Source organism: Humidesulfovibrio mexicanus, assembly GCF_900188225.1.
In the GTDB taxonomy this organism is placed as follows: domain Bacteria; phylum Desulfobacterota; class Desulfovibrionia; order Desulfovibrionales; family Desulfovibrionaceae; genus Humidesulfovibrio; species Humidesulfovibrio mexicanus.
Genome location: NZ_FZOC01000002.1, coordinates 588,274 through 609,664, shown reverse-complemented (window position 1 = coordinate 609,664; position 21,391 = coordinate 588,274). Strand labels below are relative to the sequence as shown.

General features: G+C 61.2%; 16 protein-coding genes and 1 tRNA gene. 8 read left to right on the top strand and 9 right to left on the bottom strand.

The annotated features are described in order from the left end of the window. The first annotated feature begins 11 nt into the window (after positions 1-11). Both CHB73_RS06515 and CHB73_RS06510 read left to right on the top strand, forming a co-directional pair. Complete coding sequence (locus CHB73_RS06515) at positions 12-3,239, top strand: efflux RND transporter permease subunit (RefSeq protein ID WP_089273284.1); 3,228 nt, start codon at positions 12-14, stop codon at positions 3,237-3,239. Further along, positions 3,239-4,708 (top strand): efflux transporter outer membrane subunit, encoded by a 1,470-nt coding sequence (locus CHB73_RS06510; protein WP_089273282.1) that lies wholly within the window; start codon positions 3,239-3,241, stop codon positions 4,706-4,708. Before CHB73_RS06515 ends, CHB73_RS06510 begins: the two co-directional genes overlap by 1 nt. A gap of 197 nt (positions 4,709-4,905) precedes the next feature. On the opposite strand, the gene CHB73_RS06505 is transcribed toward CHB73_RS06510, so the two are convergent. The 3 genes from CHB73_RS06505 to CHB73_RS06495 form a co-directional block, all read right to left on the bottom strand. Further along, positions 4,906-7,158: a DNA translocase FtsK gene (locus CHB73_RS06505; protein ID WP_089273280.1), complete on the bottom strand. Its 2,253-nt coding sequence runs from the start codon at positions 7,156-7,158 to the stop codon at positions 4,906-4,908. A gap of 106 nt (positions 7,159-7,264) precedes the next feature. Then, complete coding sequence (efp, locus tag CHB73_RS06500; RefSeq protein ID WP_089273278.1) at positions 7,265-7,822, bottom strand: elongation factor P; 558 nt, start codon at positions 7,820-7,822, stop codon at positions 7,265-7,267. A gap of 45 nt (positions 7,823-7,867) precedes the next feature. After that, complete coding sequence (locus CHB73_RS06495; protein ID WP_089273276.1) at positions 7,868-8,341, bottom strand: type II 3-dehydroquinate dehydratase; 474 nt, start codon at positions 8,339-8,341, stop codon at positions 7,868-7,870. Between the two features lie 108 nt (positions 8,342-8,449). Between CHB73_RS06495 and yihA the strand changes: the two genes are divergently transcribed. Beyond that, positions 8,450-9,070 carry a ribosome biogenesis GTP-binding protein YihA/YsxC gene (yihA, locus tag CHB73_RS06490; protein WP_089273274.1) on the top strand — a complete coding sequence of 207 codons (621 nt, stop codon included), beginning with the start codon at positions 8,450-8,452 and terminating at the stop codon, positions 9,068-9,070. Here the strand turns inward: yihA and CHB73_RS06485 are convergent. Genes CHB73_RS06485 through CHB73_RS06475 form a run of 3 tightly spaced genes read right to left on the bottom strand, consistent with a single transcriptional unit; the run spans position 9,051 to position 11,565 of the window. Then, the gene (locus CHB73_RS06485; RefSeq protein ID WP_089273272.1) at positions 9,051-10,205 is read right to left on the bottom strand and encodes an LptF/LptG family permease; all 1,155 of its coding nucleotides are present in this window, start codon (positions 10,203-10,205) and stop codon (positions 9,051-9,053) included. The genes yihA and CHB73_RS06485 overlap by 20 nt on opposite strands. After that, on the bottom strand, positions 10,202-11,377 hold the full coding sequence (gene lptF, locus CHB73_RS06480; RefSeq protein WP_456152179.1) for an LPS export ABC transporter permease LptF: 1,176 nt from the start codon (positions 11,375-11,377) through the stop codon (positions 10,202-10,204). Before lptF ends, CHB73_RS06485 begins: the two co-directional genes overlap by 4 nt. After that, entirely contained in the window at positions 11,365-11,565 is a 201-nt protein-coding gene (locus CHB73_RS06475; protein WP_089273430.1) for a hypothetical protein, read from the bottom strand. The genes lptF and CHB73_RS06475 overlap by 13 nt, the downstream gene beginning before the upstream one ends. A 187-nt stretch (positions 11,566-11,752) precedes the next feature. Between CHB73_RS06475 and CHB73_RS06470 the strand changes: the two genes are divergently transcribed. The 3 genes from CHB73_RS06470 (at position 11,753) to CHB73_RS06460 (ending at position 15,047) form a co-directional block, all read left to right on the top strand. Next, positions 11,753-11,829 (top strand) — tRNA-Met (locus CHB73_RS06470). A 222-nt stretch (positions 11,830-12,051) separates the two neighbouring features. Continuing rightward, positions 12,052-13,317: a branched-chain amino acid ABC transporter substrate-binding protein gene (locus tag CHB73_RS06465; RefSeq protein ID WP_089273270.1), complete on the top strand. Its 1,266-nt coding sequence runs from the start codon at positions 12,052-12,054 to the stop codon at positions 13,315-13,317. Positions 13,318-13,400: 83 nt separating this feature from the next. After that, complete coding sequence (locus tag CHB73_RS06460; protein WP_179216929.1) at positions 13,401-15,047, top strand: GGDEF domain-containing protein; 1,647 nt, start codon at positions 13,401-13,403, stop codon at positions 15,045-15,047. On the opposite strand, the gene CHB73_RS06455 is transcribed toward CHB73_RS06460, so the two are convergent. Next, positions 15,044-15,622, bottom strand: coding sequence for a LysE/ArgO family amino acid transporter (locus CHB73_RS06455; protein ID WP_235641529.1), 579 nt, complete (start codon positions 15,620-15,622; stop codon positions 15,044-15,046). The genes CHB73_RS06460 and CHB73_RS06455 overlap by 4 nt on opposite strands. 155 nt (positions 15,623-15,777) lie before the next feature. Here CHB73_RS06455 and CHB73_RS06450 point away from each other — a divergent pair, with 155 nt between their 5' ends. Further along, positions 15,778-16,680 carry a LysR family transcriptional regulator ArgP gene (locus tag CHB73_RS06450; RefSeq protein ID WP_089273266.1) on the top strand — a complete coding sequence of 301 codons (903 nt, stop codon included), beginning with the start codon at positions 15,778-15,780 and terminating at the stop codon, positions 16,678-16,680. A 201-nt stretch (positions 16,681-16,881) separates the two neighbouring features. Here the strand turns inward: CHB73_RS06450 and ahcY are convergent, their stop codons facing one another. Next, the gene (ahcY, locus tag CHB73_RS06445) at positions 16,882-18,300 is read right to left on the bottom strand and encodes an adenosylhomocysteinase (protein ID WP_089273264.1); all 1,419 of its coding nucleotides are present in this window, start codon (positions 18,298-18,300) and stop codon (positions 16,882-16,884) included. A 37-nt stretch (positions 18,301-18,337) separates the two neighbouring features. Continuing rightward, positions 18,338-19,249, bottom strand: coding sequence for an ArsR/SmtB family transcription factor (locus CHB73_RS06440; RefSeq protein WP_089273262.1), 912 nt, complete (start codon positions 19,247-19,249; stop codon positions 18,338-18,340). Between the two features lie 182 nt (positions 19,250-19,431). Between CHB73_RS06440 and CHB73_RS06435 the strand changes: the two genes are divergently transcribed. Further along, the gene (locus tag CHB73_RS06435; RefSeq protein ID WP_179216928.1) at positions 19,432-21,327 is read left to right on the top strand and encodes a methyl-accepting chemotaxis protein; all 1,896 of its coding nucleotides are present in this window, start codon (positions 19,432-19,434) and stop codon (positions 21,325-21,327) included. Positions 21,328-21,391: the final 64 nt, after the last annotated feature.

Here is a 21,391-nt window from a genome sequence, read left to right as displayed (position 1 = left end):
AGCAGCAGAGAATGGCAAAATTCTTCATTGATCGCCCGGTATTCGCCTGGGTGATCGCCATCATCATCATGCTCGTGGGGGCGCTCTCCATCCTGACGCTGCCCATCGCGCAGTATCCCAAGATCGCGCCCACTGCCATCACCATCAACGCCACATACCCCGGCGCTTCCGCCAAAACGGTCGAGGACTCCGTCACCCAGGTCATCGAACAAAAGATGAAGGGCATCGACGACCTGCGCTACATGTCCTCCACCAGCGATTCCTTCGGCCAGGCCGAGATCACCCTCACCTTCGACTCGAACACGGATTCCGACATCGCCCAGGTGCAGGTGCAAAACAAGCTCTCCCTGGCAACTCCGCTGCTTCCGGACGCAGTGCAGCGCCAGGGCATCACGGTCAACAAAAGCTCCTCCAGCTTTTTGATGATCATTGCCTTGGTCTCTGACGACCCGGCCACGACCGGCAACGACTTGAGCGACTATGCGGCATCCAACTTGCTTGATCCCATAAGCCGCGTGGACGGCGTGGGCGACGCAATGGTTTTCGGCGGACAGTACTCCATGCGCGTCTGGCTCGATCCAGGCAAGCTCAACAGTTACAAGCTCATGCCTTCCGATGTCCAGGCGGCGATCACTGCACAAAACGATCAGATCTCCGCTGGCCAAATCGGCGGCACCCCCGCCCTGCCAGGGCAGATGATGAGCTACACCATCCTGTCGCAAGATCGGCTCGAAACCGTCGGGCAATTCGAGCGGATCATCCTCAAGGTGAACCAGGACGGCTCCACCGTCCGCTTGAGCGACGTCGCCCGCGTCGAACTGGGGAGCGAATCATACGACGCCACCTCCCGCTTCAACGGAAAGCCCTCCACCGGCATCGCCATCAAGCTGGCAACCGGAGCCAATGCGCTGAATACCGTGAACCAGGTGCGGGCCACCATCGACCAGCTTTCCAAGACCTTCCCGGAAGGGATCCACGCCGTGTATCCCTACGACACGACCCCCTTCGTGCGGGTCAGCATCGAGGAAGTGGTCAAGACACTGGCCGAGGCCATTCTGCTGGTGTTCTTGGTCATGTATCTGTTCCTGCAGAACTTCCGGGCAACAATCATTCCGACCATCGCGGTTCCCGTGGTGCTTTTGGGCACTTTCGGCGCGCTGGCGGCCTTCGGCTTCTCCATCAACACCCTTACCATGTTCGGCGTGGTGCTCGCCATCGGCCTGCTTGTCGACGACGCCATCGTCGTCGTTGAAAACGTCGAACGCATCATGACCGAGGAGGGCCTCTCCCCCAAAGAGGCCACGAAAAAATCCATGGGCCAGATCACCGGCGCGCTTGTCGGCATCGCCATGGTTCTCTCCGCGGTGTTCATCCCCATGGCCTTCATCAGCGGTTCGTCCGGCGTCATCTACCGTCAGTTCTCGCTCACCATCGTTTCGGCCATGGCGCTCTCGGTGCTGGTGGCAATCGTGCTCACTCCGGCCTTGTGCGCCACATTCCTGAAGCCGGTTCACAAAGGCGAACACCACACGCATACCAAAACCGGTTTCTTCGGCGCCTTCAACCGCCTCTTTGACCGCGGAAGCGCAAAATACCGCGACGGGGTGTCCGGCCTTCTGATGCGGCCCAAACGCGTCATGGCTGTGTATCTGGCCATCGTCGTCGCCCTAGGCCTGCTGTTCATGCGCCTGCCATCCTCATTTTTGCCGGAGGAAGACCAGGGCATCATCTTCGGCCTGGTGCAGCTGCCCACGGGAGCCACGCAGGAAAGCACACTCAAAGTGCTGCAGCAGGTGGAGAAGCACTTCCTTGAATCGGAAAAGGAAACCGTGAGTTCCCTGTTCACCGTTGCGGGCTTCAGCTTCGCGGGCAGTGGGCAAAATGCGGGCCTGGCCTTCATTCAGCTCAAGCCCTGGAACGAGCGCAAAGGGGCGCACGCCAGCGCCGAAGCCGTAGCCAACCGCGCCATGATGGCCTTCTCTCAAATCAAGAACGCAAGCGTGTACGCGTTCCTGCCGCCTGCAGTCATGGAACTGGGCAACGCAACAGGCTTTGACCTCTTCCTGCAAGACCGCGCAGGACTGGGCCATGAGGCCCTGATCCAGGCCCGGAACCAGCTCCTGGGCATGGCGGCCAAGACCCCCACCCTCATGGCCGTGCGCCCCAACGGCATGGAGGACACCCCGCAATACCGCATCGACATCGACCAAGCCAAGGCCGGGGCCTTCAGCTTGTCCCAGGCCACCATCAACGACACGCTTTCCACCGTCCTTGGCGGAAGCTACGTAAACGACTTCATCGACCGCGGTCGCATGAAGAAGGTGTATGTCCAGGGCGACGCCCCCTACCGCATGATGCCCGAAGACATCAACCTCTGGTACGTTCGGAACACAAAAGACGAGATGGTCCCCTTCTCGGCCTTCTCCTCGGGACGTTGGACTTACGGTTCGCCCCGCCTGGAGCGGTACAACGGCCTGCCTGCGGTCGAGATCCAGGGCATGGCGGCTCCGGGCTTGAGCTCCGGCGCGGCCATGGCCGCCATCGAGGACATCGCGTCCAAGCTTCCCGCCGGGCTGGGCATCGAGTGGACCGGCCTGTCCTACCAGGAGCGCATGAGCGGCTCCCAGGCTCCGGTCCTGTACGCCATATCCATCCTGGTGGTGTTCCTGTGCCTGGCCGCCCTGTACGAATCCTGGGCCGTGCCGACCGCGGTCATGCTGGTGGTGCCCCTGGGCGTGGTGGGCGCGGTGCTCGCCACCTTCGCACGCGGCCTTACCAACGACGTGTTCTTCCAGGTCGGCCTGTTGACCACCATCGGCCTTGCGGCCAAAAACGCCATTCTCATCGTTGAATTCGCCAAGGACCTTGTGGAGAAGGGGCACGGCCTGCTGCACGCGACAATGGAGGCGTCACGCCTGCGCCTGCGCCCCATCCTCATGACCTCTTTGGCCTTCATCCTTGGCGTGCTGCCTCTGGCCATCGCCAGCGGCGCCGGTTCCGGCAGCCAGCGCGCCATCGGCACGGGCGTCATCGGCGGCATGGTCACCGCGACGATTCTAGGCATCTACTTTGTGCCCGTGTTCTTCGTCATCGTCTACAAACTCGCCATGGGCAGAAAGCACGCGCCTGCGGACCCGCAGGACCAAGGCGGAGGCCTGGAGCCAGAAGTGCCTACGCCCGGCCAGGAGCCGGGCGGCGCGGGGAACACCGATACCAACAGTTCACACGAGGTGAAGTGATGCGCCCAAACCAAAAGACTGTAGCGGCCGTGTGCCTGGCCGCCCTGCTCCCGATCTTCGCCGGGGGATGCACCCTGGCGCCCAAATACGTCCAGCCCAAGCCCCCGCTCCCGTCAGACTGGACAAGCGGCACTGGAGCCAAGGCCGAGGCTGGAACCACGATGCGCGACTGGCGGAACGTCATCGCCGACGAGCCCACCAAACGGCTTGTCGAGCTTGCCCTGGCGAACAACCGCGACCTGCGCGTGGCCGCGCTGAACATCGTGGCCGCACAGGCGCAGTATCAGATCCAGCGCGCGGACCTGCTGCCCAAGATCGATGCAACCGCCGGGGCCAACATGAACCGCACCCCGGCCAAGCTCTCAAGCTCGGGCAAAGCCGTCACCAGCCGCACCTACAGCGTCGGCCTCGGCTTCAGCTCATTCGAGCTTGATCTCTTCGGCCGCATCCAGAGCCTGAAGGACGAAGCGCTTGAAACATTCCTCGCCACAGAGGCCTCCCGCCGCAGTGTGGAGCTTTCCCTCGTGGCTGAGGTGGCCACGGCCTACATGACCCTTGCGGCGGACCGCGAACAGCTGGCCCTGGCCCAGGAGATTCTGGAAACGGAACAGGCATCTTACGAGATCGTCCGGCAGCGTCATGAATTCGGCGTGGCCAACGATCTGGAGCTGGCCCAAGCCCAGACCACAGTGGACACGGCTCGGGTGCAGCGCGCCAAGTACGAGGCCCAGGTGACCCAGGACGAAAACGCCCTGGCCGTGCTGGTTGGAATGCCCCTTGGGCCGGAGCTGCTGCCCGCCAAGTCGCTGGCGGAAATCACGCCGCCCACCCCAGTGCCCGCCGGGTTGCCCTCCGAGGTGCTGACCCGCAGGCCGGATGTTCTCGCCGCCGAACACCAGCTCAAAGCCGCCAACGCCGACATTGGCGCAGCAAGGGCGCGCTACTTCCCGTCCATCGGCATCACCTCAAGCGTAGGCTTCGCCAGCTCACAGGTAAACGACCTCTTCAATTCCCCGGCGGGCGCGTGGTCCTTCGTGCCCCAGCTCACGCTGCCCATCTTCCATACCGGGGCCATACGCGCCGGGGTCAAGTATTCCGAGGCCCAGCGCGACATCATGGTGGCGCAATATGAAATGACCGTGCAGACGGCCTTTAAGGAAGTGTCCGACGCACTGGCGCTGACCGCTTCCCTGGAGGAACAGGTCAAGGCCCAGGGCTCCCTGGTGGCGGCCTCGGGCAAAAGCTACGAATTGTCCACCCTGCGCTACGAAAACGGTGTGGACTCCTATCTCACCAAACTTGATTCGCAACGCAGCTACGCAGATTCGCGCCAGGCGCTCATCGCGGCGCGCCTCTCTCGTCTGGCCAACACCCTTACCTTGTACAAGGCACTGGGAGGTGGTTGGGACAGCCCGGAGGCCCTGGCGGCGGAAAAGGCGGCGGAAGAAAAACGTACGGCGGACCAGTAGCCGCACGTTGCACCGGCAATTCCAAAGGCCCTGGCGATGCGCATCGCCAGGGCCTTTTTTCGTGCCAGCCGGACGAACACGTCTCCGCAGCACATCGCGGCTGGTTCTGAATCCCACACCGACTGGACGCCATACAGAAAAGCCCTGGCGACTGCTGATCGCCAGGGCTTCAGGAATGCTTCAGCAGGCTCAAGCGCCTATTCGCGTCCCTTGATGACCATGCGCGGCTTGCTGCCGTCCTGGGGGCCAAGCATCCCGTCGGCCTCCATCTGTTCGATGTAGCGGGCGGCCCGGTTGAAGCCGATGCGGAAACGGCGCTGAATGAGGGAGATGGAGGCCCGGCCCTGCCCCACAACAAATTCCGCAGCCTCGGCGTACATGGGATCGTCGGCCACGCCGCCGCCATCGCCCGCGCCGCCGCCGGGACCGGTGGCCTCGCCTTCCTTGCGCCATTCGCTGAAGTCAAGGTCGAACTGCTGCGGCTGGCGCGCCTTCCAGTAGGCCACCAACGCCTCAATCTCTGATTCGTCCACATAGGCGCCGTGCATTCGCTTCAGCTTGGAGCCTCCGGACTTGTACAGCATGTCGCCCTTGCCCAGCAGCCGTTCCGCGCCCACAGTGTCCAGAATGGTGCGGGAGTCGTGGCGGCTGGTCACCTGAAACGAGATGCGCGTGGGAAAATTGGCTTTGATGAGCCCGGTGACCACGTCCACGCTGGGGCGCTGGGTGGCCAGAATCATGTGGATGCCGGACGCCCGCGCCAGCTGGGCCAGACGCACGATGCACGTCTCGACATCCTTGGCCGCAGTCATCATCAAATCGGCCAACTCATCTATGATGATGACCAGGTAGGGCATGGGAGAAAGGTCGGCCAAATCCTCAGGACGCTTGTCGCCCATGTCGGCCAGCTTCTGGTTGAAGCCCTCGATGTTGCGCACGCCGAGGCGGGCCAGGGTCTCATAGCGCGAGTCCATCTCGCTCATGGCCCATTCCAACGCGCTTTTGGCGAGCGTCATGTCCGTCACCACGGGGTGCACCAGGTGCGGCAGATCGGCGTAAATGGCCAGCTCAATACGCTTGGGGTCGATGAGCAGCAGCTTGACCCGATCCGGCGTGGCCTTGAAGAGCATGGACACAAGAAAGCCGTTCAGGCATACGCTCTTGCCCGCGCCGGTTGCGCCCGCCACAAGCAGGTGGGGCATGGAGGCGAGGTCGGCCACCTGCGGCGAACCCTGAATGTCCTTGCCGAGCGCCAGCGTCAGCGGCGACTTGGCCATGCTGAACACAGGGTGTTCGATGACCTCACGCAGACTGACGGTCTGGCGCACTTCATTGGGAATCTCCACTCCGATGGAATCCTTGCCGGGAATCGGGGCCTCGATGCGCACGGCCAGCGCCTTGAGCGACAGGGCGATATCATCGTTGCGCGCCGCAATGGTGCTGATTTTGACCCCTGGCGCGGGCTTGAACTCGAACATGGTGACCACGGGGCCAGGCACCACCTGCTGTATCTCGCCCTGGATGTTGAAGTCCGCAAGACAGGACGTCAGCTGCCGGGCCTTGGCCTGCAAAGTCTTGGGATCGGCAACGGCCTGCTGGGTCGGGGCTTCGCGCAACAGTTCAACGGCCGGAAGCTCCGGACCGGGCCCGAGGCGTGACGCGGATTTCTTCTGGGGCGCTGGCGCGGTGAACGGCTTGAGCACCATGTCTGCTCCCGTCGGCGCAGCGGAAGGTTCAGCGGAAGACGCGGACGTGTTCCGTGTGGTTTCCGACTCGTCGGCGCGGCGGTTCATGCGCTCGCCAAGGCGCTCCAGCAAACGCAGGGATGGTTTCTCCGCCCGTTCCTTGGGTTGACTGTCCCGTTTCGTGGCGCGATCGGCTTCTTCAACGGCCTTGCGGCGCAGGTTGCGTTCCCGGCGCTTGCACCACTGGTCGTACAAAAAGGAGCGCAGACGCTTGAACACCGCGCCCCAGCTCACCTGAAAGCCGATCTGCAGGGACACGGCGCTCAAGAACAGCCAGCACAGCACAGAACCCCAGGAGTTGAACAAAGAAAAGGTCGTGGAGACAGCGAGCTTGCCCACGACTCCGCCCCCGGCCAAAGTCGGTGCCTGGCCAGGCAAGGGCGCAGCCCAAGGTTTGGTTGCCCAGGCCATGACGCTCAGGACCAGAAGCCCGACGCCAATCCAGCGGAACAAACCCAAACGCAGCCGCTCGGCGAACTGGGCAAGGCCGATGTAGGCGATGACCAGCGGCCAAGCCAAGGCGCCGATGCCGAAAATCTCCACAAGCACACCGGCGCTGTACGACCCGATGCGCCCGGCGAGGTTGCCGGTCTTGCGTGCGGCGCTCACGGCCTGATTGAACGTGGGATCCAGCGGATCAAAGGAAAAAACGCACAACGCAAGGAAGGCGGCCACGAAAAGATAGGCCAGCCCTCGAATCTCCATGCGGAACTTGACGGTGTCCGTGGCTCTTCCCTCCGCGCCAAACGTTGCGACGCGCCCGCCCCTTTTGGGGGCGGGCTTACGGGATGCGGGCATCAGCGGACCGGGATCACTCGCGGCTCAGATATTCGCCGGTGCGGGTGTCCACCTTGATGCGCTCGCCCTGGGCGATGAACAGGGGCACGTTGACGGTGATGCCGGTTTCGAGCTTGGCTGGCTTGTACGCGCCGGTGACGCGGTCGCCCTGGACGCCGGGCTCGGTTTCCACCACTTCCAAAGCCACGGAGGCGGGCAGATCCATGTCGAACAATTCCCCGTTGTAGAGCATCACCTTGACGGTTTCGCCCTCTTTCACATAGCCGCCCTTCTCTCCTACCTGCGTGGCGGGGATGTTCTTCTGCTCGTAGCTCTCCAGGTCCATGAACACGAAGTCGGTGCCTTCGCGGTACAGGTACTGCATTTCCTGCATGGAGATATCCGGCTTGTCGACCTTCTCGCCGGAACGGAAAGTCTCGTCAATGACGCGGCCGGTGAGGATGTGCCTGAGTTTGGTGCGCACGAAGGCGCCGCCCTTGCCGGGCTTCACATGCTGGAACTCGACGATCTCGTAAGGCTTGCCATCCATCTCGATCTTGAGACCGCGACGGAAATCAGACGTGGAATACATTCAACCTCCGGGGCATTCTGGCGAACAAGTCGTTGTCGCGCCTGATTATTTTGTATCCTGAAGCTGCTTCGCGTGCCGCTCCAGCGCCAGGACGGCCAACGCATACCCGAGAATGCCGAATCCGGCAACACATCCGATGCAGCTTTTCCCCATGAGGCTCTTCTGCCTGAGGGGTTCATCGGTACGGGCGAAAATGTTGGACAGGTGCACCTCAACGCAGGGCACGCCGATCCAGGCCAGACAATCGGCAATGGCCAGGCTGGTATGGGTGAGGGCCCCGGCGTTGAAGGCGATGCCCGCAACCCCTTCGGTCCGGGCCTTTTCCAGCCGGTCGATGAGATTGCCCTCGAAGTTGGACTGGTGGAAGAGCAACGCCACCTCCTCCGCCGACGCGCCCAGCATGGGTTTCAGCAGAGAGGGGAGCGAATCAAGGGTTTGCGTGCCGTATATTTCGGGCTGGCGGGAACCGATGTGGCCAAGGTTCGGACCGTTCAAAACGAGGTAGGTGCGGGTGCTCATGGAAACCGCCTGGGGTTGAAGGTACCGGAGAAAGCTTGACGCGGAGGACAAAACCAACCAACAAGGGGAACCACGCGCAAAACAGCGCGCAACACGCCCTGGAGCACTATGAATCGAACCTTCGACTTAGTCAAAACAGCCTATACCCTGGCCCAGATGCAGCCCTGCCAAGAACCGCAGGTGGCGCTTGCCGGACGTTCCAACGTGGGCAAGAGTTCGCTCATCAACTGCTTGGCCGGGCGCAAGGCCCTGGCCAAGGTCAGCTCCACGCCGGGCAAGACCCAGAGCGTCAACTATTTTCGTATCGAACCTGGCGGCTACACCCTGGTGGACCTGCCGGGCTACGGGTACGCGCGGCGCTCGCAAGAGGAACGCACCCGCTGGGGCAAACTCATCGAGCGCTACCTCACGGGCAATCCAGGCCTCAAGGCCGTAGCCGTGCTGCTCGACGTGCGCGTGTCCCCGCAGCAGAACGACTTGGAACTTGTCGGCTGGCTCAGACACCAGGGCATCCCCATCCTGCCTGTGCTCACTAAATGCGACAAGGTGAACCAGCGCGATCAGGCGGCCCGCCAGCGCGAGTGGCGCGACCTGCTCGGCGGCGCGGCCACTCCGCTGTGCTTCTCCAGCGTCACAAGGCAGGGGCGTGACGCACTCTGGGACGCCTTGGACCATTGCGCGGCCCAGCCGGAGTCATCCCAAGCAGCCGCTACGCCTCCGATCGGCTGAGACGCCTCGCCACGCCTTCGCGCCAACGGCGCGCGCGCGCGGCGAACCGCGGAGCGCATATCCACGCCAGCCGCATACCGGCAAGCAGACCAAAGGCGGTGTTGGCCAGCCACGCCCCGGCGACCGGCGGCAAAAGCCCCTTCTGCCCGGTGGTGATGCCCAGCACGTACAAACCGTAGTAGCTGAAGACAACCAGCAGGCTCAAGACCATATTGACATACAGGTTCTCGAAAAAGGAACACAGGGCCAGGGCCAACAGCGCCATCACCACAATCGAAAAGGCGTAGGACCATTTCCCGTGCCAAGCCGTGCGCAGTCGCTCCACATTCGACCCGGACTCGCGCAATTCGTCGATGACCTGCCCCAGACGCCATAGGGGAAGCTCGGAACGATCGGCCACGTCGGCGTTCAAAAAGCTCCGCATGTCCTGCCGCAAGGGAATGAAGCTCGTCAGCAGCTTGCTGGACATGAAGTCGCGGGTTTCGATCTCCCAGACATCGAGCAGGCCCCAGCCGTGTTCGTCCACAAGGCCCTTCTTGGCCGTCATGATGCGCTCCAACCGCTGGGAGTCGGTGTCGAATTCGTAGACCGTCACATCATTGACACGGCTCTGCGTCGGCTGAGCTTCCGTGGCGTGGACAATGTACGCCCCCTCGCGGAACCAGAGATTCTTGACCACGCGTTTGTCCAACTGCCGCTTGCGTACTTCCTCGCGCCAGATGCGCGAAGCCTCGCGCTCGCCATAGGAAGCAATGAACTGGGAGAAGACAAGCTGTCCGAGGCTCCACACCAGCGCATACACCACAAAAAACCGAATGAACCAGCCCATGGACATGCCGCCCGCGCGCAAGGCCATCATCTCCCGGCTGCGAACCATGATCCCGATCTGCAGCACCACGGCGAGGAGAAACACCGCCGGCAAAATCTGCGACAAGATCAGCGGCATCTTCACCAGAAAATAGGTCAATGTCTGCCGCAGTCCGAGGCCAGCATCCAGAAAATGTTCCAGACGGTCGGCCAGATCGGTGAGGAGGTAGATGAACACGCCCGCGCCCAGACAGGTGGCCATCAAAAAGAGGTTCTGGCGCACCAGGTAGCCGCCCAGCGCACCCAGCCTCGGCAAGCTCACGCTCATGCCGGGCGCCTCCGCTGCAGCTTGCGCGCGGCCCACAACACAGGCCCAGGAACGCGCTCCCGCACGGCCTGCCGAAAAAACACGCCTCCTGCGAGGGCAAAGAGGATATTCGGCAGCCATATGCCGATGACAGGAGGCACCACGCGCGATTCGCCCATGCTCTCCGCCACGGAAAGCATGGAATAATAGACCAGGAAAACGCCAAGAGCCAACACCAATCCATGCTGCTGCTTGAGCGCGCGGAAGACGCAGGCGATGGGCACGGAAAACAGTCCCAGCACCAGGCACGCCAGAGGAAGGGCCAGTCGCTTCTGGATCTCGACCTTGACCTTGCGCGCGCGGTCCAGGTCAAAGACCTTGCTCATGAGTTCCGAATCGCGGTCGAACTCAAGCAGCCGTTCAAAGGAAAGCTCCTTTGGCGAAATGCGTTCAAATCCCATCTTTCGCAGCATGTTGCCCAAGGGAAGGCGAACCGTGTAGGAGCCGAAATGCAACACGTCGAGCTTTTCGCCTTCGCGGCGGAAAATTCGGCCGTTCTTGAACATGACCTTGATCTGCTCCTTGGCGGGATCCGTAGTGACGGAGCCCTCCGGCGCGACCACCGTCGTGGTGAGTCCCTTGCTGGTCTTATCCTGCACAAAGACAAAGCGTATGTCCCCGGAATCCAGGTCCACCTGTTGCGCATAGATCGTAAGCCCAGGAAATTCCTGATTGAATACACCGGCCTGTAATGAAAGCTTGGTTTTGGTGCGGGCGAACTCCATGAGGGAAACCTTGAACTGCTCCATGCCCCAGGACACGCCGTAAAGCGAAACGTAGAGGCTGAAAAGCGTGCACGCACCGCAAAACAGCAACGGCGCGGGGAGAAGCTGATACAGGCTCACCCCGCTCGCCTTGAGCGCCGTCAGCTCCCGGTCCGCTGCCATGCGCAGAAAGGTCAAAAAGACGCTCAACATGCAGGCGATGGGCGTTAACAGCAGCATGAAAAATGGGCTCAAGTAGACGAAAAGGCGCAAAATATCCAAGACGCCCAGGTTCTGCGACAGAAGCAGTTCACGCAACTGCAGCATCCTGCCCACCAGAATGAGCCCCAGCAAACAGGAGCCGATGAGCAGAAACAACTGGACGAGCTCCTTGAATATCTGCCTGTGAATGATCTTCAAGAGCCGCACTCGTCCTTGGCCTGCTGGGAATAGAAGCGCTCCAGAAACTCCACGTCAAGAGGGCCGAGGTTGAACCGCACGGCCGCTTCCTCTATGAGCGGGGCCACCGGTCTGAGCGGAGAGACGCCGCAACGCTTCTCGCCAATCCAGTCCAGGGCGCGCTTGGTCAGCTCGGATTGGGGTATGACTGTGCTCATGAACGTCTCCTTGTTCATCGGTCCGAATTCTCTTTGCAAATGCTACACCACAGACGCCCCACTGGCAACGAAGGGTGCAGGGCCAAGCAGAAAGAGAAAAAATGAAAAAAAACGTTTCTCCCCTGCTTGCGGGTCTTGCAAAGCGGTTCTGGAATAGCTATAAGGCGCTTCCCGTTACGGGAAACCTGGCGAGGTAGCTCAGTCGGTCAGAGCATGCGGCTCATATCCGCAGTGTCGGGGGTTCAATTCCCTCCCTCGCTACCAGCAAACAAAACCCCTGCTCCGGCAGGGGTTTTTTTGCGCCCAAGACAAGGCTCAACCCTATGGTACGCAAACTTTTCACAATAATTGGCAATATTCTATCACTTCTCCTTTGACTCCCAAAAAGCAAACCGGTAAGACTCTCGCCAAACCTCCCGTCTTCCATGGCGAGGGGCCGTTGCCATTGATGACGCTGACCGACCAGACATCAACCCACGGAATCCCATGCGACAGATTTCCGGCCGAAACCTGCTGATCTCCGCTCTCTGCTGCGGAATGGCTCTCTGTGCAGCGTGTTCGCGCTCGGACAGCCCCTCCGCCTGCAACGATGCGCTCGGCTGCGTCGAACTCGATCCGGGGGCTCCAATCACCATCGGAGTCATTCAGGCCCTGACGGGCAGCATCGCCAATCTTGGGCAGGAGCAGCTTCGGGGCCTGGAACTCGCCCTCGCGAAGCGTGACGGACGGATCCTCGGCCACAAGGTGGACCTCGTCATCGAGGACACCAGCTGTTGTGCGGAAGGCGGGGCCAACGCCGCCCTCAGGATAACCTCCGACCCCAAGGTCGTGGCCATTTTCGGCACCACCTGTTCAGGAGATGCGGCCACGGCCTCCAAGGTCATGAGCGAAGCCGGGTTCACCATGATCTCCGGCAACAACTCCGCCCCATCGCTCACCGCCATCGGCGGACAACGCGGACCGGACTGGCGCGCCGGATACTTCCGCACAGCCCCAAACGAGGAAGCCTCAGGGCCGGCTGCCGCGACCTTCGCCTATCAGGTTTTGGGGATTCACAGGGCTGCGGTCATCAACGATGGGGATCTGTACACCCGCAGCCTCGCTCAGGGATTCGCCAAGCGCTTCAAGCAACTGGGCGGCGTGGTAAGCCTCGAAGCCACGGTAAGCAAGCAGGACACGGACATGCGCCCCGTGCTGGAGGCGATAAAGGAATCACGGGCGAAAATGATCTTCTTCCCCTTGTTCCAGCCGGAGGGGAACTACCTGATCATGCAGGCGCGGCGTGACCCTGCCCTGCGTGACATTGTGCTCATGAGCGATGGCGCGCTCATCGAGCAGAGCTTTATCAACGCAGTGGCGCAGGCGGCCAAGGGCGTCTATTTCGTGGGGCCGACCCCGCCGAGACCTTCGCCGGAGCTTGAGCAACTGCAAGCCAGTTACCGGAAGCACTTCAAGTCGGCGCCGTCGACATATTACTATGTCAGCGCCTACGATGCGGCCGACCTGCTCTTTTCCGCACTTGAGAACACAGCGGAAAAACTGCCCGATGGAAGGCTGCGGTTGGGTCGCCAGGCCTTGCGCGACGCGCTTTACTCCACTCGGGAAAGGCAGGGGCTGACGGGCACGCTCTCCTGTAACGAGTTTGGGGACTGCGCCCAGCCAAGCTTCAACATACTTCGCCTTGACGACCCCGAAGATGGCGTCGAGGGCCTCAAGGCCAACGTTCAATTCACATACAAGCCAAAACCATGAGGCCCTTCGACAGGCTGCGCGCGGCCTGGGGGAATCTGGGCGTTACGGCCAAGCTGGGACTCGGCTTCGCACTGCTCTTCTGCATGATCCTCGTCGAGGCGGCGGCAAGCCTCATCGCCCTCGGGGAAGTACGCCGCGCTGAGGCCGTTATCCTGAATAGCGTCGAAATCCGGCAGCGAATTTTCGAAATGGATGGCCAATTGGAAAAGGCCCGGCGGCTGCACCGCGACTTTTTCCTCCAATATCCGCGCATCGGATTCCTGCCAGCCCAGGAGCTGTACTTCCACCCCGCCACGGAGGTTATCGCACAGGTTGTGGCTCTCAGCGGTGAACTCAAGCGCCTTGTCGATACCTCCGGCGTCAGCGAAGCGTTACGCGACCGCAGCAACGACCTCACGCTCTACCTCAACACCGCAACACGATTCTCTGCTATATTTCAAGATCTTATCGCTCTAGTCACAACGCTTGCCGCACCGGAAACCGGTTTGGAAAGCCAAATTCACGCGCTGGAAAACGCCATCGGCGATTATTCCGAGCATTCGCCGCAGACCTTGCTCCCATTCCAAAAGATGGTTCTGCACCACAGGCGGTACACCATCACGCGGCAGCGCCCGGACATGCAGTCAGCCCTCAACGCCTGCAACGAGCTCCGAAGGGCCATCGCAACGGACCATGGATTCAAGCCCGCCGACCAGACCAAAGCCCTGCGTCTTCTTGCCCGATACGCCACGGTGGCCAAACAAATCCCAGACATCGACATGGCCATCAGGGGCAAGCTTAATGATTTCACTCTCCAAGCGCGAGCAGTGGACCCCATTTCCGAAAACCTCAAGGCTATCGCCACGCAGGAAGTCGAACGGGCCAACAACCGCATTGTCCTCGCCAGCCGCATCTCCGCAGGGGTCATCATATTGATGGCCGTTGTCGGCCTTGGCTTCGTCCTGCTTGTCGCCGCAATCCTCCACGCCAGCGTAACGCGCAAACTTGTCGCTCTGACACATTTCGCGGAGCAGATGCGCGCGGGCAACTTCGAAACGGCAGTAGACCTCAATTCCCATGACGAAGTGGGCATTCTGGCCGCAAGCTTCAAGGACATGGCGGAGCGTATGCGCCAGCTCTTCGGAAACCTGGAGCACAGAGTGGAACAACGAACGGCGGAACTCACCGAGGCCCGCGACAGGCTTGAAGCGCTGGTCGCCGAACTGGACGACAAGAATCAGGCGCTGGAAATCCTCTCCGTCACAGACAGACTGACAGGGCTGGCCAACAGGCGCAAACTTGAATCCTCCCTGCAGGCCGAACTGTTGCGCTCACGGCGTTACGGCAAGGGCTTCTCCATCATACTCCTTGATATCGACTTGTTCAAATCCGTAAACGACACCCACGGGCACCAGGCGGGCGATGCAGTGTTGGTGCGGCTTGCCGAACTGCTGCGCAGCAATTCGAGAGAAACGGACATCGTGGGGCGCTGGGGCGGCGAGGAATTCCTGATCATCTGCCCGGAGACGAGCCTGATGCTCGTGGCCGCCTTGGCCGAGCGTTACCGCATGGAGATGGAACGCTGCGACTTCGGCCATGTTGGCAGGATTACGGCCAGTTTCGGCGTTACGTGCGTCCAGGAAGGCGACACGGTCCCCCGCATACTTCGCCGTGCCGACCAGGCCCTCTACCGGGCCAAGGAAACGGGCCGCAACCGCGTCGAGGCGCACGGGACGCACGCGCTGCACTAGCTTGCCAAACGAACCAGGGCATCGCCACCAATGCCCGCAGCCAAGCCCCACATGGTCACCCCCACCAGCGCATCCAGCACGCGCCAAGCTCCCGGCCTGCGCAACACCGGGGCAAGGAGCTTGCCCCCCAGGCTCAGGGAATAGAACCAGCAAGCCGAGGCCGTCACCGCGCCGAGTCCGAACAGGGCTCGCCCCTCCGGCGCCAGTCGGCTGGACAGTCCGCCGATAAGCACCACGGTATCCAGCAGGGCGTGCGGATTCAGCAGGCTGACTGCGAGGGCCGTCATAAGAATAACGCGCCGTTCCGGGGGTGCGTCCTGTTCCATGGGAACCAGTCGCCCGCCACACAGAACCCTGCGAAAGGCGCAATACCCATAACACAGCAGAAACACCGCCCCACAAAGCGCAAATGCAGAGCCGAGCCATGGCGTGTGTCCGGTCAGCGCGCCCACTCCGCCGACCCCGGCGGCGATGAGCACGGCATCGCAGGCGGTGCATACCCCGGCCACGAACCACGGACGATGCCCGCGCGCGCCCTGCGTCAACACAAAGACGTTCTGCGCTCCAATCGCCATGATTAACCCTGCGCTTAAGGCAAACCCCTGACAAAACAATGCTGCTCCCATCATGAACGCTCTCCCGGAGTATTGTGATGCCCAGGCTACCGGTGCGTTTACATGAAGTACAATTCATTCTTTTCAAATGTCATAAATTTTACTACTGAACACCCATGCTGGACTACAAACTCCTGGAAGCCCTGACGGCCGTGGTCGAGGAAGGCGGTTTTGAGCGCGCAGCCCGACGCCTGAACATTACCCAATCGGCCGTGTCGCAACGCGTGCGTCTGCTCGAAACAACCCTCGGACAGCCCGTGCTCGCGCGGACGCAGCCCCCCAGCCCGACATCAGCCGGAACCATGCTTTTGCGCCATGCCCGCCGCGTCGAGCTGCTTGAAGCCGAGCTTGGTTGCGAAGTCCAAGAAGCCACCCAGGCCAAAGGTTGGCGGACACTTGCCGTGGGAATAAACGCCGACAGTCTGGCCACATGGTTCGTAGCAGCCGTTTTGCCGCTGGTGGCGCAAGAAGGCATTACCTTCGACGTGAAGTCCGACGACCAGGAGCGGACGCAGGATTTGCTGCGCAAAGGCGAAGTGGCTGGATGCGTGAGCACGCGGGAAACCGCCATTCAGGGCTGCCGGGCGGTGTTCCTTGGCGTCATGCGCTACCATTGCGCCTGCACGCCCGAGTTCGCAGAGCGCTGGTTCCCGGCTGGGCTTGATCTTGGTGCAGCGCGGCTGGCCCCGGCAGTGGTCTTCAATCGGCACGACACGGTGCATGACCGGTTCCTGTCCGCCCGTTTGGGTGAAAGCCCGCTCCAGGCCCCTCGGCATCACGTTCCCGATTCCCTGCGCTTCGTGGACTTCGTGCTCGGCGGCGCTGGCTACGGAATGATCCCGCACATGCAGGCGATCCCTCCCCTGGCCGAGGGCCGTCTGGTCGATCTGGCGCCAGGCGACGCCCTGCCCGTCCGGCTTTTTTGGCACTGCTGGAACCTTGAATCCCCCCTGCTGGACACGCTTACCCGCGCCCTGCTCCAATCATCGCGCACGGAACTCATCCAAGGGCAGACCTAACAGCATCCATTCGAAATCATGGAGTATTCACAAAATACTCAAAGAAGTCTCGACAATGCGCATACCCGCAACAAAACGTTACTCCACCCCATGCAGGGCGGAATCCAACTCCGGACGCATAAAGGCCTGGACCGCTTTCACGACCCAGGCCTCATCACAACATCCGTGAGGGACCAGGGCAGGCCCCCCCGGCCCGCACGGCTAGTAGCGGTAGTGGTCCGGCTTGAAGGGGCCGTCCACGGAAACGCCGATGTACTCGGCCTGCTGCTTGGTAAGGGTGTCGAGCTGCACGCCCAGGCGCTCCAGGTGCAGCCGCGCGACCTCCTCATCAAGCTTCTTGGGCAGAATCATGACCTTGGGCTCGTACTTGTTGGCGGCCAGGTCAAGCTGGGCCAGCACCTGGTTGGTGAAGGAGTTGCTCATGACAAAGCTGGGGTGCCCGGTGGCGCAGCCCAGGTTCACCAGGCGGCCCTCGGCCAGAACGATGATCGACCGACCGTTGGGCAGGGTCCACTTGTCCACCTGCGGCTTGATTTCAAGCTTGGAGCACTTGGGGTTGCCCTCCAAAAAGCTCATTTCAATCTCGGAATCGAAGTGGCCGATGTTGCACAGGATGGCCTCGTCCTTCATTTTGAGCATGTGCTTGGAGTTGACCACATGGTAGTTGCCCGTGGCGGTGACAAATATGTCGCCAAGCTCACAGGCCTTTTCCATGGGCATCACTTCATAGCCCTCCATGGCGGCCTGAAGCGCACAAATGGGATCGATCTCCGTCACGAGGACCCGCGCGCCGAATCCGCGCATGGACTGGGCGCATCCCTTGCCCACGTCCCCGTAACCGACGATGACGGCGACCTTGCCCGCAATCATCACGTCCGTTGCGCGCTTGATGCCGTCGGCAAGAGACTCCCGGCAGCCGTACAGGTTGTCAAATTTACTCTTGGTCACGGAGTCGTTGACGTTGAAGGCGGGGAACAGCAGCTCGCCCTTCTTCTCCATGTCGTACAGACGGTGCACGCCCGTGGTGGTCTCCTCGGAAACCCCGCGAATCTGTGCGGAGATGCGGGTCCATTTCTGGGGATCAAGCTGGTATCCGGCAGCAAGCCGGTCCATGATGATCTGAAACTCCTTGTTGTCGGCCTTCTTCTTGAAGAGTGAAGGATCTTTCTCGCACTTCACTCCCTGGTGGACCAGCAAAGTGGCGTCGCCGCCATCGTCCACAATAAGGTCCGGACCAGAGCCGTCAGGCCAGGTGAGGGCCTGCTCCGTGCACCACCAGTAGTCTTCGAGGCTCTCGCCCTTCCAGGCGAAGACGGCGGCGCTCTTGTTGGCGACAATTGCGGCGGCGGCGTGATCCTGAGTGCTGAAGATGTTGCAGGAGGCCCAGCGGATATCCGCGCCCAAGACGTACAGGGTTTCAATGAGCATGGCCGTCTGAATGGTCATGTGCAGGCTGCCCGTAACCTTGAAACCCTTGAGCGGCTTCTTTTTGCCGAATTTCTTGCGCAGAGCCATGAGCCCCGGCATTTCGTTCTCGGAGAGCTGCATCTCTTTCTTGCCCCACTCGGCAAGGGCCATGTCGGCAACGCGATACTTCAGCTTGGGATCTACTGCGAGCATTGGTGATTCCTCCAATGGATTGTATCGGACTTGCGGGTTACGCCAACGCCGCCTCGGCGATGAGCACCACAAGCCCCTGGTTTACCGGATATGCATCCGTACGGCGCGGGTGAAACCCGGCCGCACGAAGCCATGTATACATGGTTTCCGTGTCCACGCCCAGCCTCGCATCGCCATATTTGACACGCATGGCGTCGAACTCATGCCTGTCAAATTCGGCGACATAAAGGGTTCCTCCGGGCGCAAGCACACGCCTCGCCTCGGACAAAACGGCCACAGGATCGCTGACATGGTGCAGAACGAGCGAAAGCGTGGCGGCCTGGGCCTCTCCCTCGCGCAGGGGCAAGTGTTCCAACTCGCCCAGGCGCAGACTGATGTTGTTCCTGCTCCCCAGGCGAGACGCAGCCAGTTCGAGCATACGCGGGGAACTGTCCACACCGATGACCTGGCGGGCGCTTTCCGCCATTTTGTCCAGCAACTCGCCGGTTCCACAGCCCAGATCAACGGCGATCATGCCCGGGTGCATCCGCCTTGCGAGTTCCTCGGCCAAATCGAAATCGCCAAGGACCTCGCGGGAGAGATCCCTCCAGGCCCCAGCAACGGAATCAAAGAAACGGCGCGTCGCCTGTGCGCGTTCATGCAGCGCGGCTTGCGCCCGCTCGGTATCCAGCCGGTGCTGTGCAAGAGTGACAAAAAACGACGAATTCCGTTCAAGATACTCCTTGGACGACCCGCTCCGCGCGGCATGGTAAAAGACCCACAGCCCTTCCCTGCGGCACTCGACAAGCCCCGCCTCTGCCAGAATCTTGAGATGACGCGAGATACGGGGCTGTCCCATGGAGAAAACGGCCACCAACTCGCCCACGTTCAACTCGTAGCAAAGCAGAACGCTCATGAGTCGGAGCCGTGTTTCGTCGGCCAAAGCCTTGTGGATGCGCAAAAAGTCCATGTCGTCGATCCATATATTAAGATATCTTGATGAATGCAGGGTATTCCACGCAACGATCTTTTGTCAAGCGGTCGGACTTCCAAATCGAAGAGGCTAAAGCCTGCCTTGATTCACGCCGAAAAGTGACGTACGTGCTTTACGTCAAAACATCACACAATCATCTGTCTAAACATGAGGTGTCCATGAAAAACATGCGCTTGGCCATGAAACTCGCCCTGGGTTTCGGGGTGGTGCTCGCCTTGACCGCACTTTTGGCCGCCCTGAGCTGGAACGGCCTTTCAAATGTTCTCGACCGCATGGACAAGTCCGACGCCATGAGCGAAATCATCCGTCTTGGCCTGGAATCGCGTCGCCAAGAAAAGAATTTCCAGATTCGCCGCGATCCGCAGAGCCAGGAGGCCCTGTCCAAGGCCGTCGCTGAAATCCTGGAGCTGGCCGAACGCTACAAGGCGAAATTCGAGGTCGCGGAAAACCGGGAACAAATGGACAAGGTGCTCGCGACCACCAAGGCTTACGACGCAGCCTTCAAGGGCTACGTGGAACGCGAGAAAACCCGCCTGGCGACGCAAAAGGCCATGGGCGAAGCGGCCGGACGGGCGACCAAGGCCGCCGACGCCATGAACGCCAGCCAGACCGCACAGATGCAGGCCGACCTCAAACTGAAAAACGGCGGCGCGGCCATGGAAGCCCGTGTCGGCGTAGCCAGCGAAGCCGCCAGCATCGCCCAAAGCATCACGTCCGTCCGCCTCACCATCATGTATTACATCCAAACCGGAAAGGATGAATACCTGCAAACAGCCCGCGATCAGGGCAAAACGCTCCTCGCAAACATCTCGTCGCTCAAGTCGCGCTTTACCAAACCCGCCGACGTTGCCGAAGCCGAGGCCATTCTGGGGGAACTTGAGTTCTACATGAAGGGGCTTGAGAGCTACGCCCAGGCGGTTGGGCAGCAAAAGGAAATGGAAGACCAACTCATTCAAAGCGCTCGGGAAATGCAGAAGGTCTGCGAACACACCCGCGACACCATCAAACAAATCATGTTCCGAGAGATTGCGCTCTCGCGGACGGTGCTGCTTACCGGGGCCCTGCTGGCCTTGATTCTGGGTGCCATCGCGGCCCTGCTGATCACCCGCGCCATAACCGGTCCGGTGAACAAGGGCCTCAACTTCGCCAAGCAGCTTGCCGATGGCAACCTCGATGTCCGCATTGAGGTGGACCAGAAGGACGAAATCGGCGCGCTTGCCGCCGCCCTCACGGACATGGCCGCGCGGCTGCGTTCGGTGGTGCTGCAGGTCAACGCCTCTGCCGAATCCGTGGCTTCGGGTTCCGAGGAACTCTCCGCCTCAAGTGAAACCCTTTCCCAAGGCGCGACCGAACAAGCGGCAAGCGTTGAGGAAATTTCCTCAAGCGTCGAAGAAATGGCTGCAAACATCCGTCAGAACGCCGACAACGCCATGCAGACCGAAAGCCTTGCCCGCAAAAGCGCTGAAGACGCCAAGCAAGGCGGCGACGCTGTAACCAGAACCGTGGACGCCATGCGCCAAATAGTCGAAAAGATAGGCTTCATCGAAGAAATCGCGCGCCAGACCAACCTGCTTGCGTTGAACGCGGCTATTGAAGCCGCACGTGCGGGCGAACACGGCAAGGGCTTCGCCGTTGTGGCCGCCGAGGTGCGCAAGCTTGCTGAACGCAGCGGCGCGGCGGCCGGTGAAATCGGACAGCTCTCCACAGCCAGCCTCGCCGTGGCGGAAAAGGCCGGTGGGATGCTGGCCACCATCGTGCCCGACATCGAGCGCACAAGCGAACTGGTCCAGGAAATCAGCGCCGCCTGCCGCGAGCAGACCACCGGCGCGGACCAGGTGAACAAGGCGATCCAGCAATTGGATCAGGTGATTCAGCAAAACGCCTCGGCCTCCGAGGAAACGGCCTCCACCAGCGAGGAGCTCGCCGCACAGGCCCAGCGTCTGACCCAGGTGATGCAGTTCTTCAAAATGGGCGCAGACCATAAACAGGCCCAGCCGCTGGCCCTGGAGGCTGCGCCCGCAGCCAAGACAGACGAAGGATTCGAGAAATTCTAGACCATTTCATTGCGCACAAAAAAGGGCGGAGGACACGCAGTCCACCGCCCTTTTTTTCTTTCAG